At 71.4% G+C, this 1321-nt stretch carries 1 protein-coding gene; it reads right to left on the bottom strand.

Annotation, left to right across the window (positions count from 1 at the left end):
• A partial coding sequence (locus VS93_RS26350) for a beta-ketoacyl synthase N-terminal-like domain-containing protein (protein ID WP_338022809.1) occupies positions 1-1270 on the bottom strand: 1270 nt, incomplete at its 3' end.
• Positions 1271-1321: the final 51 nt, after the last annotated feature.

Genomic DNA, 1321 nt, shown 5'->3' with positions numbered 1-1321 from the left:
CACAAACGCCCACCTTGCCCCGGCGCAGCGCCGCGCCCGTAAACAACACCAGCAGCCGGGCGCCCCCCGGCCACCGCTCCAACCCCCGCACCAGTTCACCGCGGTCACCACCGACCACCACCGCCCGGTGCTCCAACGCCGCCCGCCCCGACGCCAACGACCACCCCACATCCACCGGAGCCACCCCCGGCCGATCCTCCACCCACGCCCGCAGCCGCGCCGCCTGGGCCCGCAGCGCCTGCTCGCTCCTGCCCGATACCACCCACGGCACCACAGGAGCCACGGTCACCGCCTCCGACGAGGCACCGGCGTCAGCGGAGGGGGCTGCCGTGGCCTTCTCGTCCCGCGGGGCCTGCTCGATGATGAGATGGGCGTTGGTGCCGCTGATCCCGAACGAAGACACCCCTGCCCGCCGGGGGTGATCGGTCCGCGGCCACTCCCGCGCCTCGGTCAGCAGCGCCACACCGCCCTCGTCCCAGTCCACGCGCGGATTCGGCTCATCGACGTGCAAGGTCTTGGGCAACAGGCCATAGCGCATCGCCTGCACCATCTTGATCACACCGCCCACACCGGCCGCTGCCTGCGCGTGGCCGATGTTGGACTTCAGCGACCCCAGCCACAGCGGCCGGTCCTGCGGCCGGCCCCGCCCATAGGTGGCCAGCAGCGCTCGCGCCTCGATCGGATCCCCCAGCGGCGTCCCGGTGCCATGGGCCTCCACCGCATCCACACCCTCGGGGCCCACACCGGCACCGGCCAGCGCCTGCGCGATCACCCGCTCCTGGGAGGGTCCGCTGGGCGCCGTCAACCCATTGGAAGCCCCGTCCTGGTTGACGGCACTCCCGCGGATGACCGCCAGCACCGGGTGACCGTTGCGCCGGGCATCGGACAACCGCTCCAGCACCACCACACCGGCCCCCTCGGCCCAACCGGTGCCATCAGCCGCCGCCGAAAACGACCTGCACCGCCCATCCGGGGAAAGAGCCCGCTGCCGAGAAAACTCAACGAACAACCCCGGTGTGGCCATGACCGTGACACCCCCGGCCAGCGCCAGCGTGCACTCGCCCTGCCGCAGCGCCTGGCACGCCAGATGCACCGCCACCAACGACGACGAACACGCGGTATCCACCGTCACCGCCGGCCCCTCCAACCCGAAGGTGTAGGCAACCCGACCCGACGCCACACTGGCCGCACTGCCTATCTGCAAATAGCCTTCAACGCCTTCAGGTACTTGGGTCAGGCCGGCCGCGTAATCCTGACCGTTGCCCCCCACGAACACACCGGTCGCGCTTCTCTTCACCGACAGCGGGTCGATGCCGGCCTG

The sequence above is a fragment of the Allosalinactinospora lopnorensis genome, assembly GCF_000981225.1.
GTDB lineage: Bacteria > Actinomycetota > Actinomycetes > Streptosporangiales > Streptosporangiaceae > Allosalinactinospora > Allosalinactinospora lopnorensis.
The sequence above is the reverse complement of the archived record's forward strand: the minus strand, read 5'-3'. Positions and strand labels throughout refer to the sequence as shown.